Origin of the sequence: Bacillus sp. C30 (assembly GCF_040838255.1) — a bacterium.
Taxonomy (GTDB): domain Bacteria; phylum Bacillota; class Bacilli; order Bacillales; family Bacillaceae_G; genus Bacillus_A; species Bacillus_A mycoides.
Window position 1 is genome coordinate 1 of the sequence record NZ_JBFPJH010000071.1, and the last position, 14,877, is coordinate 14,877.

At 37.2% G+C, this 14,877-nt stretch carries 16 protein-coding genes, 1 tRNA gene, 1 other RNA gene and 1 other annotated feature; of the genes, 14 read left to right on the forward strand and 4 right to left on the reverse strand.

Annotated elements, in window-relative coordinates; translation table 11 throughout:
- Positions 1–77: 77 nt before the first annotated feature.
- Positions 78–1,079, reverse strand: a complete 1,002-nt coding sequence (locus AB3X49_RS09730) for a YaaC family protein (protein ID WP_113710512.1) — start codon at positions 1,077–1,079, stop codon at positions 78–80.
- A gap of 115 nt (positions 1,080–1,194) precedes the next feature.
- On the opposite strand from AB3X49_RS09730, the gene guaB reads away from it, so the two are divergent.
- The 7 genes from guaB to AB3X49_RS09765 all read left to right on the forward strand — a co-directional run bounded on the left by guaB (position 1,195) and on the right by AB3X49_RS09765 (position 8,145).
- A complete protein-coding gene (gene guaB, locus AB3X49_RS09735; protein WP_060751900.1) occupies positions 1,195–2,658 on the forward strand; it encodes an IMP dehydrogenase in 1,464 nt (487 codons plus the stop codon).
- Positions 2,659–2,771: 113 nt separating this feature from the next.
- Positions 2,772–4,079 (forward strand): serine hydrolase, encoded by a 1,308-nt coding sequence (locus tag AB3X49_RS09740; RefSeq protein WP_367961783.1) that lies wholly within the window; start codon positions 2,772–2,774, stop codon positions 4,077–4,079.
- Between the two features lie 159 nt (positions 4,080–4,238).
- The gene (gene pdxS, locus AB3X49_RS09745; protein WP_002009615.1) at positions 4,239–5,126 is read left to right on the forward strand and encodes a pyridoxal 5'-phosphate synthase lyase subunit PdxS; all 888 of its coding nucleotides are present in this window, start codon (positions 4,239–4,241) and stop codon (positions 5,124–5,126) included.
- Positions 5,127–5,144: 18 nt separating this feature from the next.
- On the forward strand, positions 5,145–5,735 hold the full coding sequence (gene pdxT, locus AB3X49_RS09750; protein ID WP_367961776.1) for a pyridoxal 5'-phosphate synthase glutaminase subunit PdxT: 591 nt from the start codon (positions 5,145–5,147) through the stop codon (positions 5,733–5,735).
- Positions 5,736–5,789: 54 nt separating this feature from the next.
- Positions 5,790–6,010 (forward strand) — a binding site (T-box leader).
- Between the two features lie 51 nt (positions 6,011–6,061).
- Entirely contained in the window at positions 6,062–7,336 is a 1,275-nt protein-coding gene (gene serS / locus AB3X49_RS09755) for a serine--tRNA ligase (RefSeq protein WP_002009617.1), read from the forward strand.
- 154 nt (positions 7,337–7,490) lie between these two features.
- Positions 7,491–7,583, forward strand: a tRNA-Ser gene (locus tag AB3X49_RS09760).
- A gap of 166 nt (positions 7,584–7,749) precedes the next feature.
- Positions 7,750–8,145: a sigma factor-like helix-turn-helix DNA-binding protein gene (locus tag AB3X49_RS09765; RefSeq protein ID WP_002029297.1), complete on the forward strand. Its 396-nt coding sequence runs from the start codon at positions 7,750–7,752 to the stop codon at positions 8,143–8,145.
- Between the two features lie 35 nt (positions 8,146–8,180).
- On the opposite strand, the gene AB3X49_RS09770 is transcribed toward AB3X49_RS09765, so the two are convergent.
- The 3 genes from AB3X49_RS09770 to AB3X49_RS09780 all read right to left on the reverse strand — a co-directional run bounded on the left by AB3X49_RS09770 (position 8,181) and on the right by AB3X49_RS09780 (position 10,150).
- Positions 8,181–8,849: a deoxynucleoside kinase gene (locus AB3X49_RS09770; RefSeq protein WP_002009620.1), complete on the reverse strand. Its 669-nt coding sequence runs from the start codon at positions 8,847–8,849 to the stop codon at positions 8,181–8,183.
- Between the two features lie 2 nt (positions 8,850–8,851).
- Complete coding sequence (locus tag AB3X49_RS09775; protein ID WP_002009621.1) at positions 8,852–9,487, reverse strand: deoxynucleoside kinase; 636 nt, start codon at positions 9,485–9,487, stop codon at positions 8,852–8,854.
- Between the two features lie 123 nt (positions 9,488–9,610).
- Positions 9,611–10,150 carry a cysteine hydrolase family protein gene (locus tag AB3X49_RS09780; protein WP_002130738.1) on the reverse strand — a complete coding sequence of 180 codons (540 nt, stop codon included), beginning with the start codon at positions 10,148–10,150 and terminating at the stop codon, positions 9,611–9,613.
- Between the two features lie 106 nt (positions 10,151–10,256).
- Here AB3X49_RS09780 and tadA point away from each other — a divergent pair, with 106 nt between their 5' ends.
- From tadA to AB3X49_RS09815, 7 genes are all read left to right on the forward strand, one after another.
- Positions 10,257–10,751 (forward strand): tRNA adenosine(34) deaminase TadA, encoded by a 495-nt coding sequence (gene tadA / locus AB3X49_RS09785; protein WP_367961780.1) that lies wholly within the window; start codon positions 10,257–10,259, stop codon positions 10,749–10,751.
- Positions 10,752–10,829: 78 nt separating this feature from the next.
- An RNA gene (gene ffs / locus AB3X49_RS09790) (signal recognition particle sRNA large type) lies at positions 10,830–11,094 on the forward strand.
- A 132-nt stretch (positions 11,095–11,226) separates the two neighbouring features.
- Positions 11,227–12,915, forward strand: coding sequence for a DNA polymerase III subunit gamma/tau (dnaX, locus tag AB3X49_RS09795; protein ID WP_002029302.1), 1,689 nt, complete (start codon positions 11,227–11,229; stop codon positions 12,913–12,915).
- Between the two features lie 25 nt (positions 12,916–12,940).
- The gene (locus AB3X49_RS09800) at positions 12,941–13,267 is read left to right on the forward strand and encodes a YbaB/EbfC family nucleoid-associated protein (RefSeq protein ID WP_170935248.1); all 327 of its coding nucleotides are present in this window, start codon (positions 12,941–12,943) and stop codon (positions 13,265–13,267) included.
- Positions 13,268–13,281: 14 nt separating this feature from the next.
- Positions 13,282–13,878, forward strand: coding sequence for a recombination protein RecR (gene recR / locus AB3X49_RS09805; protein ID WP_002009629.1), 597 nt, complete (start codon positions 13,282–13,284; stop codon positions 13,876–13,878).
- Between the two features lie 14 nt (positions 13,879–13,892).
- Positions 13,893–14,114: a YaaL family protein gene (locus AB3X49_RS09810; protein ID WP_002009631.1), complete on the forward strand. Its 222-nt coding sequence runs from the start codon at positions 13,893–13,895 to the stop codon at positions 14,112–14,114.
- A 262-nt stretch (positions 14,115–14,376) separates the two neighbouring features.
- The gene (locus AB3X49_RS09815) at positions 14,377–14,646 is read left to right on the forward strand and encodes a pro-sigmaK processing inhibitor BofA family protein (RefSeq protein WP_002009632.1); all 270 of its coding nucleotides are present in this window, start codon (positions 14,377–14,379) and stop codon (positions 14,644–14,646) included.
- Positions 14,647–14,877: the final 231 nt, after the last annotated feature.

The following is a 14,877-nucleotide window of genomic DNA, read 5'->3' on the forward strand; positions in this document are numbered from 1 at the left end:
TAGTTGGGACCTTGTCCCTGTGAGAGTAGGACGTCGCCAAGCAAGATAAAAACACGAGTCATTTGACTCGTGTTTTTTTATTTCCCATGAAATAGGTTGGATTCCGTTAGTAAAAATGCTGAAATATAGTAAGGGATTTTTTGAGCAGAAATATTGAGAAATTGATAAATAAACGGATAATCTTCAGATCCATAGCTTCCAAGTAAGTCATACCACCAATCTGTTTCATACCTAGAAATCATACTTAAATTATAGAGCAATAAATAATGAACAAGAAGCTCAGGCAACACTGGCTTAGAGTTTCTAGGGTCAGTCGTAAGTGGTAAATAATAAGTGTCAGTAAGATACTCGTAGTATAAAGGTGTGCTATACATAGGATTCCATGATTGAATAGGTGCTGAAAAAAACACATTTAATTCATTGTTTTTCTCAGGTGCGTGTTGTATTGATAAATGCTTACAAGCTGTTTCGATGTAACGAGAAAATCTCTCTTTGGTCATATGTAGTCGATCTAGTATGTTGACTGAAAAAGAAAGTTCATTTTTATTTGTTGAATCAATTTTATATAATGTTGTTCCTTTTTGACTATAGCGAAATAAATGTTGTAATTCAGGGATTTTTCCCATTAGCTCTAACATATTAAACTTTTCTGTTTCTAAGTGTTTCATGTGAAACAGTTGTTCTGCCGCGTGAGTAAATAGTCCATTTTTCTGTATTTTCACTTCATCTTCTAAAAATTGATATCCTTGTTTTTTTCGTTTACGGGTTGTCACTCCATGTGCTAAAACGGTTGTTGATTCTGGATAGTTTGGATTAATAGTTAATAAACAGGCTTTAAAAAGTTGTCCCATCCCATAAAATAACAGCATTGGCTGAATGGAAAATGGCGCTGTTTTATATAATTCATAATAATTTTTACCGTGTTCTAAGTAATAAATAAATGGATAACAATTTTCAAAACTTTTTTTTTCGGCATCCTGAATCGAGGATTTTTCATAACAACGGGCAAGATAATGTTGTACGTTTTGAGATGAAAAGAAGAAACTTAACTGCTGCCAAGCACAAGGTGTATGATGCATATATTACGCTCCTTTTATTGTCTAAAAATTCTAACATATTTATACTTTCTTGACAGTATTTTAACCAATTGATAAGCTACTAATAATAATTTCTGGTATCATGGGGGGAACAATTATGTGGGAATCTAAATTTGTTAAAGAAGGTTTGACTTTTGATGATGTATTACTTGTACCAGCAAAATCAGATATATTACCAAGAGAAGTAAGTGTTAAAACAGTTTTATCTGAAAGCTTACAGTTAAACATCCCGTTAATTAGTGCAGGAATGGATACAGTAACAGAAGCCGATATGGCTATTGCAATGGCTCGTCAAGGCGGTTTAGGAATCATTCATAAGAATATGTCTATTGAGCACCAGGCAGAGCAAGTTGACAAAGTAAAGCGCTCTGAAAGCGGCGTTATTTCAGATCCATTCTTTTTAACTCCAGAACATCAAGTATATGATGCGGAACATCTTATGGGAAAATACCGTATCTCAGGTGTACCAGTTGTAAATAATTTAGATGAGCGAAAATTAGTTGGTATTATTACAAACCGTGATATGCGTTTCATCCAAGACTACTCAATCAAAATTTCTGACGTAATGACAAAAGAACAGTTAATTACAGCCCCAGTTGGTACTACACTAGGAGAAGCTGAAAAGATCTTACAAAAGTATAAAATTGAAAAGCTCCCTCTTGTTGATAATAGCGGTGTATTACAAGGGCTTATTACAATAAAAGATATTGAAAAAGTAATTGAATTTCCAAACTCTGCAAAGGATAAGCAAGGACGCTTATTGGTTGGAGCAGCAGTTGGTGTAACGGCTGATGCAATGCTTCGTATCGATGCATTAGTAAAAGCGAGTGTAGATGCAATTGTACTTGATACAGCTCATGGACATTCTCAAGGTGTTATTGAAAAGGTAAAAGAAGTTCGAGCGAAATATCCAGCACTAAATATTATTGCTGGTAATGTTGCTACAGCTGAAGCAACAAAAGCATTAATTGAAGCTGGTGCAAATGTAGTTAAAGTTGGTATTGGACCAGGATCTATTTGTACAACGCGTGTTGTAGCTGGGGTTGGTGTACCACAATTAACAGCAGTTTATGATTGTGCAACTGAAGCCCGTAAATACGGCATTCCAGTTATTGCAGATGGCGGTGTTAAGTACTCTGGTGATATGGTTAAAGCTTTAGCAGCAGGAGCACACGTTGTTATGCTAGGTAGTATGTTCGCTGGTGTAGCTGAAAGCCCTGGAGAAACTGAAATTTACCAGGGTCGTCAATTTAAAGTATATCGTGGTATGGGTTCTGTTGGAGCAATGGAAAAAGGAAGTAAAGATCGCTACTTCCAAGAAGGAAACAAAAAACTTGTTCCAGAAGGTATTGAAGGACGAGTACCATATAAAGGACCTTTAGCAGATACAGTTCATCAATTAGTTGGTGGATTACGTGCAGGTATGGGATACTGCGGAGCACAGGATTTAGAATTCTTACGTGAGAATGCGCAGTTCATTCGTATGTCGGGTGCTGGTTTACGTGAAAGCCACCCTCATCACGTACAGATTACAAAAGAGGCTCCAAACTACTCATTATAATGTCTTATATGTAAATAGACAGAGATTTGATATCTCTGTCTATTTTTTTTTGATTATGTTAGAATAACGGTTATGTGAGTACATAGATATTGGGGGTAGCAAAAGTGAAAGGTATGTTTTGCAAAAGATTCATTGCGTTGGTAACAGTGCTTACACTAGCTTTTGGCATGTTTGCACCATATAGCAATGCATCAGCAGAAACAGGAGCTGCTTTAAACATTGAAGCAGGTGCAGCGATTTTAGTTGAAGCGAATTCTGGAAAAATTGTATATCAAAAGAATGCAGATGAATTATTATCAATTGCTAGTATGACAAAGATGATGAGTGAATATTTAGTTCATGAAGCAGTGGATAAAGGAAAACTTAAGTGGGATCAAAAAATTAAGGTTTCTGAATATGCATATAAGATTTCACAAGATGCTTCATTATCAAATGTTGCATTAGAAAATGGTGGCCTGTATACAGTAAAAGAGTTATACGAGGCAATGGCAATCTTTTCTGCAAATGGTGCAACAATTGCATTAGCAGAAGCAATTGCAGGTAAAGAAGTAGATTTCGTAAAAATGATGAATGATAAAGCGAAAGAACTAGGATTGAAAAATTATAAATTTGTTAATTCTACGGGTTTAACGAACAAAGATTTAAAAGGGATGCATCCTGAAGGTACAACACCGGATGAAGAAAATAAAATGTCTGCGAAGGATGTTGCAACTTTAGCGCAACATTTAATTAAAGATTATCCAAAAGTGTTAGATACAGCAAAAATCCCGAAAAAAGTTTTCCGTCCCGAAAAAGAGAAATTTGGGATGTCGAACTGGAACTGGATGTTAAAGGGTTTAGTTAAAGAATATGACGGAGTAGATGGTCTAAAAACAGGATCAACTCCAGAAGCAGGGGACTGCTTCACTGGTACGGTTGAACGAAACGGTATGCGTTTTATTTCTGTAGTTATTAAAACAAGTTCTCATACAGCGCGTTTCGATGAGACGAAGAAATTATATGATTATGGCTTTGCTAACTTTGAAATGAAGAAAATGTATGAAAAAGGTTCTTCGGTCAAAGGAAAAGAAACAGTAAGAGTTGAAAATGCGAAAGATAAAGATGTAGCAGTTCAAACGAAGCAAGCTGTTTCACTTCCGGTGCCAAAGGGAAGTAAAGACGTTTATAAAACAGAATTTAAAGAAGGAAATAAGGGACAAGAAGCACCTCTGAAAAAGGGAGTTGCACTTGGACAAATGGTTGTAACGTCTAAAGATAGTAATGATCCTGGATTTTTATCAGGAAAATCATTACAAGTAGACCTTGTAACAAAATCTGAAGTAGAAGAGGCAAGCTGGTTTACACGTTCTATGCGCGGAATTGGTTCTTTCTTTAGTGGTATGTGGAATGGTGCTATTGATACAGTAAAAGGTTGGTTTTAAAAGCTCCTCATTGTAGGAGCTTTTTCTTATTCCTATTTTTCATACCGACTTTATGAAAAAGTAGTAGACAAGCATCAGATAGTTAGTGGTAGAATGTAAGAGTATTCTTAATTTTCTTCTTTAACGGGGAAAGCAATTCACCTAGGGGGGTTTTTGTACATGACAAATGTAACAGGGACAGAACGTGTAAAACGTGGAATGGCAGAAATGCAAAAAGGCGGCGTTATTATGGACGTAGTTAACGCTGAGCAAGCAAGGATTGCAGAAGAGGCAGGCGCAGTTGCTGTTATGGCATTAGAGCGTGTACCTGCAGATATTCGTGCAGCAGGTGGCGTTTCTCGTATGGCAGATCCAACAATTGTTGAAGAAGTTATGGGTGCTGTATCAATTCCGGTTATGGCAAAATGTCGTATCGGTCACCTTGTAGAAGCACGTGTATTAGAATCATTAGGGGTAGACTATATCGATGAGAGTGAAGTATTGACTCCTGCTGATGAAGTATACCATTTAAATAAACGTGATTACACAGTTCCGTTTGTATGTGGTTGCCGCGATATCGGAGAAGCTGCACGTCGTATTGCAGAAGGTGCAGCTATGCTTCGTACAAAAGGTGAACCTGGAACAGGAAACATTGTAGAGGCAGTGCGTCATATGCGCCAAGTCAATGCAGAAATCCGTCAAGTTGCAAGTCTACGTGAAGATGAGTTAATGACATATGCAAAAAATACTGGTGCTCCTTATGAAGTACTACTTGAAATTAAACGCCTTGGTCGCCTGCCAGTTGTAAACTTTGCAGCAGGTGGTGTAGCAACACCAGCAGATGCAGCGTTAATGATGCAACTTGGTGCTGATGGTGTATTTGTTGGATCTGGTATCTTCAAATCAGAGAACCCAGAGAAATTTGCACGTGCAATCGTTGAAGCAACGACTCATTATGAAGATTACGAACTAATTGCAAGTCTTTCTAAAGGATTAGGTAATGCAATGAAAGGTATCGAAATTTCAACGTTATTACCAGAACAACGCATGCAAGAGCGTGGATGGTAATTAAAGGAGATCTTTAAAATGGTGAAAATCGGTGTACTAGGTCTTCAAGGTGCAGTTCGTGAGCATGTAAAATCAGTTGAGGCAAGTGGTGCAGAAGCTGTTGTTGTAAAGCGTATAGAGCAACTTGAAGAGATTGATGGTCTTATTTTACCAGGCGGTGAAAGTACAACAATGCGCCGTCTTATTGATAAGTATGCTTTCATGGAGCCTCTTCGTACATTTGCGAAGTCTGGTAAACCAATGTTTGGCACATGTGCAGGAATGATTCTTCTTGCGAAAACACTTATTGGCTATGAAGAAGCACATATTGGTGCTATGGATATTACGGTTGAGCGCAATGCGTTCGGACGCCAAAAAGATAGTTTTGAAGCTGCACTTTCAATGAAAGGTGTGGGAGAAGACTTTGTTGGTGTATTTATCCGTGCTCCGTATGTTGTAAATGTAGCTGATGATGTTGAAGTACTTTCTATGCATGGCGAGCGAATAGTAGCGGTAAGGCAAGGGCCGTTTTTAGCTGCTTCTTTCCATCCGGAATTAACGGATGATCATCGTGTAACAGCATACTTTGTAGAAATGGTAAAAGAAGCGAAAATGAAAAAAGTTGTATAAGTAACTTGCAACTTGTATAAGATTATAGTAAATTGATGATAACAATTTTATAAAATAAGCGTGTTGATAGGAAGTAGTAACAAATGTTGTTTCTTATAGAGAGTCGATGGTTGGTGGAAATCGATAGAAACAGTTTGTGAATCCATCCTGGAATGGAATGTGGAATATCTTTTGATTAGTAAACATTCCCGGTGAAGAGCCGTTATTTCTACTTGAGAGGAAAGCGGTAATGCTTTCAACTAGGGTGGCAACGCGGGTTAACTCCCGTCCCTTTGTATAGGGACGGGAGTTTTTTGTGTTTTATAAAATAAAAGGAGGAGTATATAATGCTTGATATTAAATTTTTACGTACGAATTTTGAAGAAGTAAAAGCAAAATTACAGCATAGAGGCGAAGATTTAACGGATTTTGGTCGCTTTGAAGAACTTGATACGAGAAGAAGAGAGCTACTTGTTCAAACAGAAGAACTAAAAAGTAAACGTAACGAAGTATCTCAACAAATTTCAGTATTAAAGCGTGAAAAGAAAGATGCGGAAGCTCTAATTCTAGAAATGCGTGAAGTTGGGGAAAAAGTAAAAGATCTTGATAATGAGCTTCGTACAGTTGAAGAAGATTTAGAAAGATTAATGCTATCTATCCCAAATATCCCTCATGAATCTGCCCCAATAGGTGAAACAGAGGATGATAACGTAGTAGCACGTACTTGGGGAGAAGTGAAAGAATTTACTTATGAGCCAAAACCACATTGGGACCTTGCTACTGATTTAGGGATTTTAGATTTTGAACGTGCTGGGAAAGTAACAGGAAGCCGATTTGTATTTTACAAAGGTGCTGGTGCAAGATTAGAACGTGCTTTGATTAGCTTTATGCTTGACCTTCATACTGATGAGCATGGATATGAGGAAGTATTGCCTCCTTATATGGTAAACCGTGCAAGTATGACAGGAACAGGGCAACTTCCGAAGTTTGAAGAAGATGCATTCCGTATTGAAAGTGAAGATTATTTCCTAATCCCAACAGCTGAAGTACCTGTAACGAATATGCATCGTGATGAGATTGTGAGTAAAGAGCAATTGCCGATACGATATGCTGCGTTTAGCTCATGCTTCCGTTCTGAAGCAGGTTCAGCTGGTCGTGATACACGTGGTTTAATTCGCCAACACCAATTTAATAAAGTTGAACTTGTGAAGTTCGTGAAACCAGAAGATTCTTACGAAGAGTTAGAAAAATTAACAAATGATGCAGAGCGCGTGTTACAATTATTAGAGTTGCCATATCGCGTTATGAGCATGTGTACAGGAGATTTAGGATTTACAGCAGCGAAGAAATACGATATTGAAGTATGGATTCCAAGCTATGGTACATATCGTGAAATTTCTTCTTGTAGTAATTTTGAGGCATTCCAAGCGAGACGCGCGAATATCCGTTTCCGTCGTGAGCCAAATGGCAAACCGGAACATGTTCATACACTAAATGGATCTGGTCTTGCAATTGGACGTACAGTGGCAGCTATTTTAGAGAACTACCAACAAGAAGATGGTACAATTATAATTCCAGAAGTTCTTCGCCCTTATATGGGAGGAAAAACAGTTATTAAATAAGTTAAAACATTCATCGGTATGAGTGATTGGTAATTATGGACGTTGTCAGCAGTGTCATAAAGGAGAGGGGAAGTAAAATTTTCCTTTCCTCATAATTTATTATAGTAGGGTTGACTAACTGTTTTTCTTTTGATATTATATTTGATGTCAATATGGAGGTATACCCAAGTCTGGCTGAAGGGATCGGTCTTGAAAACCGACAGGCGGCGAGAGTCGCGCGGGGGTTCGAATCCCTCTACCTCCTCCAGATATAATTGACAACAGCGCATATAAGTGGAGATTGGAGAACTCGTTACCAACACGTAACGAGTTTTTATTTTAAAACCAATCATAAAGTATGATGTAAGGATATAGTGTCCTTATTACACACTCATATTCCGATGATTATCTTTATAGATATGAAAGGAGTTAACATGGATCTTATTATACAAACGTTTCCTTTAGATGGAAAAACTTTATATTATGTACAATGTCCTGTCTGTAAGAACAATAGAATTTTAAACAGTGGTGCAAATGTGTCGCGCATTATAAGTGATGATACATTCCGTAAACTTTGTGGTTGCACTTGTGATGTAAAACAGGTTGCAAAAAAAGTAGAGGTACCAAAAGAAGCTGAAAAACCAGCTGTGCAAAAAGAAGTAACTCCAAAACGTACAGGGAAATTACTAACAGCAGTAATTAATGGGAAAGAATTGACTGTTAAAGAGATTGCTGAAACATATGATATTAGTACGAGTACTGTTCGTCAGCGTATTAATGCTGGAAAGCCAGAGAGTGAAATTATTGCTCCGACAAAAAAGAAAAAGTAATTTCATAGGAAAACCCGTGCATATGCACGGGTTTTTTATTTTACAAGTTTACGTGTTTGTTTTAAAAAATGTCCAATTTTTTTAATGATTGGTTCGATTGAATCGCCATCTTTTAAAATATCGTATTCATTAATGTTTAATCGTAAAACAGGGCATGAATTAAAGTTATTAATCCAGTTATCGTAACGTCCATGCATCTCTTTCCAATATTCAATTGGTGTTTGCTGCTCCATGGGACGTCCTCGTTCTTGAATACGATCGACAATATCATCAAAAGAACCTTCTAGGTAAATTAATAAGTCTGGATGAGGGAAGTAAGGAGTCATGACCATAGCATCAAATAAACCTTTGTATGTTTCATAATCAGTTTCAGTCATTGTACCCTTTTCGTAATGCATTTTTGCGAAAATACCAGTGTCCTCATAGATAGAACGGTCTTGAACAAAACCGCCACCATATTCGAAAATTCTTTTTTGTTCTTTAAATCGTTCTGCTAAAAAGTACACTTGTAAGTGAAAGCTCCAGCGTGTGAAATCGGCATAGAACTTGTCCAAATATGGGTTGGAATCTACTTTTTCAAAAGATGTACGATAACCTAAAGCGTTAGCCAATGCAGTTGTCATAGTTGATTTACCGACACCTACTGTCCCAGCAATAGTGATAACTGCATCATTTGGTATATCATATTTTTGCCTTAAATTCATTGTTATTTCGACTCCTTCAAGAGAGTATTTTGAAGAGCTGATAAGATGACATTTAAATCATCAGGATTTCTTACAAAATCCATATCGTCTCCATTAAATTTCAATACTGGAATATCTGGATGGTCCTTTTTGAAAGCATCCATTGCTGTTTCGTAATCTTTTGTAAGCTGTAGCAAGTAATTTGGATCCATATTTTTTTCGAATTCTCTTCCGCGCATGGCAATTCGTTTTTGTAATGTTTCTAGGCTCGCTGTTAAATAAACGATGACATTTGGCACAGGCATATCTTGCGTAAGAATGCGATAAATTTGCATGTACTTGTCATATTGAGAATCTTTTAATGTACGGGATGCAAAAATTAAATTTTTAAATATATGATAATCTGCTACTACAGGCTTTCTTTGATTCAAATACTTTATGTTAATATCCTCTAGTTGTTTGTATCTATTACAAAGAAAGAACATCTCTGTTTGAAAACTCCATTCGTCGATGTCTTCGTAGAATTTTCCTAAAAAAGGATTTTCATCAACAATCTCTTTTAGTAAGTGGAGTTGCATGTGAGTTGAAAGTTCCTTCGCAAGTGAAGTTTTTCCAACACCAATTGGTCCTTCAACCGTGATAAATGGTACTCCGGTCACGCTGTTTCCTCCTTTCAATCAGTGATTTACCGTGACTACTAAAAACACAAAACAGAATTATTGTAGCACAAGAGGGGAGCGAGCGGACTAATTTGATATAAAAAGTTAGAAAATAGATATGTATTAATTAAATTTTATTTGGGATGACGGTACAATATTTGCCTTTAATGTGGCTTCCATTATTTTTAAAGCATGTTCATTATCTTGCTCGTTATTAGAAGCGATGCAATCCCGTGGTACATAAAGTGTATAATTTCTCATATGGGCATCATTAGCTGTAAAAAGGATGCATATGTTCCCGGCAATTCCTGTTAAAATGAGATTTTCGATTTTTAAATAACCTAATAAAGAATTCAAAGGTGTTTCATAAAAAGCAGAGTAATGTGGTTTAATAAAAATGTAATCGTCAGTATGCGGAGCAATGGCCTCGATAATATTTTTACTATACTCATTTGTACAATGGGTGATAAGTTGATCAATATCAGATCTCCAAAGTTGATAGTGATCATTGACATAAATTATTGGATAGCCTAATGATTTCATGGTGTCCTTTAATTGTAAAATGGGGTTCTTTATAATTTCACATTTCTGTGCCAGGATGGGTCCGTGGGAGAATTGAAAATCATTAATCATATCGATAATGAGTAAGGCAGTATTTTTCATATGTAATTCCCTCTCTTTCTTCTTTAGGTTGGATTGAATTTGTAAAAGTTATCCCACCTGCAAGAAATGAAAAAGTGTATTTTATTTTTGGTGAAAGGACTATATTATGGAGCGAGATATATATTTTATGGGGTTAGCAATAGAGGAAGCGAAGAAGGCGGAGGCGATACAAGAGGTACCAATTGGTGCTGTAATTGTGCTAGATGGTGAAGTGATTAGTGTCGCATATAACTTAAGAGAAACTGAACAGAGATCAATAGCTCACGCCGAACTCTTAGCTATTGATGAAGCTTGCAAAAAATTAGGGACATGGCGTTTAGAAGATGCAACGTTATATGTAACATTAGAACCTTGCCCAATGTGTGCAGGGGGAATTGTTTTATCGCGTATAAAACGGGTTGTATATGGTGCGAGCGATCCGAAAGGTGGATGTGCAGGTACGTTGATGAATCTTTTAACTGATGAGCGTTTTAATCATCAGTGTGAAGTAGTGGCTGGTGTACTTGAAGAGGAATGTGGTACGTTGTTAACGATTTTTTTTAGGGAGCTTCGTAAGAAAAGAAAAGAAGTGAAAAAACTAGAGAAAAGTAATGGTAACTAACGTATTTGCATTTTGTAAAAAAACAAGTTATACTGATAATGCCTTATCCAAGGCAACCGAATATTGGTTTTAACTTTGCCGTGCTAAGCGGGGAGGTAGCGGTGCCCTATACTCGCAATCCGCTCTAGCGAGGCTGAATCCCTTCTCGAGGTTATGCTGCTGTAAGGTCTGCCTTAAGTAAGTGGTGTTGACGTTTGGGTCCTGCGCAACGGGACCCCGTGAACCTTGTCAGGTCCGGAAGGAAGCAGCAATAAGCGGGTTTTCTCGTGTGCCGCAGGAGTGCCTGAACCGAGCTAACTGCTTGAGTAACGCTTATGGTACGTAATCGACAGAAGGTGCACGGCAGTTATATATGTATACAAAACTCACCTTTATATAAAGGTGAGTTTTTTGTATGGAAAATAACTTTTGGAATCTATAAACAGAATGGGTTATAATAAATAAGATAATAACCTTTGAGGGAGGCCGTATTTTCGTGTCATACCAAGCGTTATACCGAACATGGAGACCGCAAAAATTCGAAGATGTAGTCGGTCAAAAGCACGTGACAAAAACGTTGCAAAATGCCCTTCTTCAAGAGAAAGCTTCACATGCTTATTTGTTTTCGGGTCCGAGGGGAACAGGGAAAACGACAATTGCAAAAGTATTTGCAAAGGCAATTAACTGTGAACACGCCCCGGTAGCTGAACCTTGTAATGAATGTCCTTCTTGTTTAGGAATTACACAAGGGTCTATTTCAGATGTATTAGAAATTGATGCGGCTTCAAATAACGGTGTAGATGAAATTCGAGATATAAGAGATAAAGTAAAATATGCTCCAAGTGCTGTAGGATATAAAGTATACATTATTGATGAAGTTCACATGCTTTCTATGGGTGCCTTTAATGCGCTTTTGAAAACTTTAGAAGAGCCGCCAGGACATGTTATTTTTATTCTGGCGACAACAGAACCGCATAAAATTCCAGCTACAATTATTTCGCGTTGTCAGCGTTTTGAGTTTCGAAAGATATCAGTAAATGATATCGTTGAGAGATTATCGACGGTCGTGACAAATGAAGGTACGCAAGTAGAAGATGAAGCGTTACAAATCGTAGCGCGTGCCGCCGAAGGTGGTATGCGTGATGCGCTCAGTCTTATTGATCAAGCTATTTCTTATAGTGATGAGACGGTGACGAGTGAAGATGTTTTAGCTGTAACAGGATCTGTATCTCAGCGATATTTGGGTGACCTGGTAGAATGTATACGTGAAAATGATGTATCAAGAGCGTTACGTATTATAGATGAGATGATGAGTAAAGGGAAAGATCCAGTTCGCTTTATGGAGGATTTCATTTACTACTATCGTGATATGCTTTTATATCAAACTTCACCACAATTAGAACATATGTTGGAACGGGTAATTGTAGATGATCAATTCCGTACGTTAAGTGAAGAAATGCAACCGGAAGTAATCTATGAAATTATTCATACCCTTAGTAAGGGACAACAGGAGATGAAGTGGACAAACCATCCAAGAATATTCTTGGAAGTTGTTATGGTGCAACTGTGTCAGCAGTTTATGATGCAAGCAAACGGCGCAGATCGTTTACAAGCGATTATGAACAGGATGCAGCAGTTGGAGAAAGAGTTAGAGCAAGTTAAAAAGAATGGCGTGCCAGCTGGTGTGCAGCAGGAAGTAAGAGAGACGCGGGCAACACCAAAACCGGTACGAACAGGAAGTATGAAAATTCCTGTTGGACGTGTGAATGAAGTGTTAAAGCAAGCGAAGCGTCAAGATTTAGAACAGTTAAAAGCTGTATGGGGCGAATTATTAGGAAGGCTCAAGTCACATAACAAAGTAGCATTTGCTGTTTTATTAGAAAATAGTGAACCAGTTGCGGCTTCGGATGATACTTATGTGTTAGCATTTCAATATGAGATTCATTGCAAAATGGCTAGTGAAAATCGAGAAGCGATGGATACATTGGAACAAACCCTTTTTGAATTGTTAAGTAAAAGGTTAAATATGATTGCTATCCCAAAAAGTGAATGGGGTAAAATTCGTGAAGACTTTTTACAACGCGAAGGCGGGGATTCTGAAGAAAGCCCAGAACAAAAAGAAGATCCTCTTATAGAAGAGGCTGTAAAATTAGTAGGGCAAGAACTTATTGAAATAAAAGAGTAATAATAATGAGGAGGAATTAATTATGATGCGTGGCGGAATGGGAAATATGAATAATATGATGAAACAAATGCAAAAGATGCAAAAAGACATGGCGAAGGCGCAAGAAGAGCTTGGCGAAAAAACAGTTGAAGGTACAGCTGGCGGCGGAATGGTTACTGTTATTGCAAATGGTCATAAGCAAGTTCTTGAAGTGAAAATTAAAGAAGAAGTTGTAGATCCAGAAGATATCGAAATGTTACAAGACTTAGTATTAGCTGCAACGAATGATGCACTTAAAAAGGTTGATGAACTTTCAAACTCTACAATGGGCAAATTTACAAAAGGCATGAACTTACCAGGTGGAATGTTCTAGGAGGATATTGATATATGCATTATCCAGAACCGATATCAAAATTAATTGATAGTTTTATGAAGTTGCCAGGAATCGGACCGAAAACAGCGGTTCGATTGGCATTCTTCGTGTTAGATATGAAAGAGGATGATGTACTAGGTTTTGCGAAAGCACTTGTGAATGCAAAGCGAGATTTAGCGTATTGTTCTGTATGCGGACATATCACTGACCGCGATCCTTGTTATATTTGTGACGATTCGCATAGGGATCAATCGGTTGTTTGTGTAGTACAAGAGCCGAAAGATGTAATTGCGATGGAAAAAATGAAAGAATATCAAGGTGTATATCATGTTTTGCGCGGTGCCATTTCTCCAATGGAGGGAATTGGACCTGAGGATATTAATATCCCGCAGTTATTAAAGAGACTACAAGATGAAACAGTACAAGAAGTGATATTAGCAACAAACCCTAATATTGAAGGGGAAGCTACAGCGATGTACATATCCCGCCTCTTAAAGCCAACAGGGATTAAAGTAACTCGTATTGCACATGGTCTGCCAGTTGGTGGAGATTTAGAATATGCAGATGAAGTAACACTATCGAAAGCTTTAGAAGGCCGTAGAGAGATATAAGAGGAGAAGGGAAAATGTTCTTTCAAAAAAAGGGTAAGTTGCGTAAAGAGTATGACGATAAGTTAATTGTATTATTAGAAAAGGTAAAGAATGAATGGCTACGTCAGAAGAGACTGGTTGAACAAAGTGTTGAGCCGTCTCAAGATGTACTTTGTTCTTTAAAAATAGCAGAGGCGAAATATTTTTTCTTGTTAAAAGAAGCAAAACGTCGTCCTGTGAAAATGGAACAATGGTAAAAGGTCCTGCTTTTTAAAGCGGGACCTTTTGCTTTTTATCGATTTATTTGTGAGTAACAGGGCTACTTTATTTTTGGGATATAAAGAGGAGAAAGAAAAAGTGGGGATGGAATTAGTTGTATCTAATTGCTAGTGCTTAGAAGAAAGATTACTGATTAAAGGTTATAAAGATGAAGTGGTAGGAGTTATGTTATAGATGTTCTTTTTTCTTGTCTTGTCCCATACAAATGGATATGTATAGGTCATTCATAAGGAGGAAAAAATGAATTCTACAATTATTATTGTTGGCATTCTTTCTTTAGTTTTTATTTTTCTTGTTTTTGGTGTTTCTGCTAAACCAATACGTTTTATAGGGAAAGCACTCTTTCATGTCACTTTAGGTATAGCGTTACTATTTATTGTGAATGTTGCAGGGACATATTTCGATTTTCATATTCCAATTAACATGGGCACAGCTACAGTATCAAGTTTATTAGGGGTGCCAGGTGTTGCTGCATTAGTGATTATTAAGCTATATATAATGCCAAGATAAATTTATTTTGGCATTTTTTAAAAAAGCGTTGACTTATCGGTTAGTAATATGATAAATTAATAAGCGTCGTCAGGAACGAAAGAAAAAAGTTGTTGACAGATTCAAGTCAAAATGTTAAATTATAAAAGTCGCTGAAACGCGGCATTGAACTTTGAAAACTAAACGAAACAAACAACGTGAAACGTCAATTTTTATTTTTAGATGCTAGACAAACTAACTTTATTGGAGAGT

Bases quoted from the DNA above. Each gene is read 5' to 3' on its own strand.
- AB3X49_RS09730 (WP_113710512.1), bottom strand. From the start codon at position 1,079: ATGCATCATACACCTTGTGCTTGGCAGCAGTTAAGTTTCTTCTTTTCA.
- guaB (WP_060751900.1), top strand. From the start codon at position 1,195: ATGTGGGAATCTAAATTTGTTAAAGAAGGTTTGACTTTTGATGATGTA.
- AB3X49_RS09740 (WP_367961783.1), top strand. From the start codon at position 2,772: ATGTTTTGCAAAAGATTCATTGCGTTGGTAACAGTGCTTACACTAGCT.
- pdxS (WP_002009615.1), top strand. From the start codon at position 4,239: ATGACAAATGTAACAGGGACAGAACGTGTAAAACGTGGAATGGCAGAA.
- pdxT (WP_367961776.1), top strand. From the start codon at position 5,145: ATGGTGAAAATCGGTGTACTAGGTCTTCAAGGTGCAGTTCGTGAGCAT.
- serS (WP_002009617.1), top strand. From the start codon at position 6,062: ATGCTTGATATTAAATTTTTACGTACGAATTTTGAAGAAGTAAAAGCA.
- AB3X49_RS09765 (WP_002029297.1), top strand. From the start codon at position 7,750: ATGGATCTTATTATACAAACGTTTCCTTTAGATGGAAAAACTTTATAT.
- AB3X49_RS09770 (WP_002009620.1), bottom strand. From the start codon at position 8,849: ATGAATTTAAGGCAAAAATATGATATACCAAATGATGCAGTTATCACT.
- AB3X49_RS09780 (WP_002130738.1), bottom strand. From the start codon at position 10,150: ATGAAAAATACTGCCTTACTCATTATCGATATGATTAATGATTTTCAA.
- tadA (WP_367961780.1), top strand. From the start codon at position 10,257: ATGGAGCGAGATATATATTTTATGGGGTTAGCAATAGAGGAAGCGAAG.
- AB3X49_RS09800 (WP_170935248.1), top strand. From the start codon at position 12,941: ATGCGTGGCGGAATGGGAAATATGAATAATATGATGAAACAAATGCAA.
- recR (WP_002009629.1), top strand. From the start codon at position 13,282: ATGCATTATCCAGAACCGATATCAAAATTAATTGATAGTTTTATGAAG.
- AB3X49_RS09810 (WP_002009631.1), top strand. From the start codon at position 13,893: ATGTTCTTTCAAAAAAAGGGTAAGTTGCGTAAAGAGTATGACGATAAG.
- AB3X49_RS09815 (WP_002009632.1), top strand. From the start codon at position 14,377: ATGAATTCTACAATTATTATTGTTGGCATTCTTTCTTTAGTTTTTATT.